The sequence below is a fragment of the Paraburkholderia ribeironis genome (assembly GCF_900019265.1).
Taxonomy (GTDB): domain Bacteria; phylum Pseudomonadota; class Gammaproteobacteria; order Burkholderiales; family Burkholderiaceae; genus Paraburkholderia; species Paraburkholderia ribeironis.
Window position 1 is genome coordinate 5,220 of sequence record NZ_CYGX02000033.1, and the last position, 293, is coordinate 5,512.

1 rRNA gene is annotated in these 293 nt (G+C 61.8%); it reads left to right on the forward strand.

Annotation, left to right across the window (positions count from 1 at the left end):
* Positions 1 to 92 precede the first annotated feature (92 nt).
* Positions 93 to 206: ribosomal RNA gene (gene rrf / locus BN2475_RS15955) — 5S ribosomal RNA — on the forward strand.
* The last annotated feature ends 87 nt before the right edge of the window (positions 207 to 293 follow it).

Genomic DNA, 293 nt, shown 5'->3' on the forward strand with positions numbered 1-293 from the left:
GATACGCACAGCCCGTTAAAGAGAGGCCTCCTCTCAGCTACTTCTTCCGGATTGGTCGTGTTGGGCGAACCCCAGCACGACAACCAGTCATGCCTGATGACCATAGCGAGTCGGTCCCACCCCTTCCCATCCCGAACAGGACCGTGAAACGACTCCACGCCGATGATAGTGCGGATTGCCCGTGTGAAAGTAGGTAATCGTCAGGCTCCCCAGCAGCAACCCAAAACCCCACCGGACCGCCGGTGGGGTTTCTGCGTTTACGCGCGCCGGGCGCGCGGCGCGAAGCGGTACCG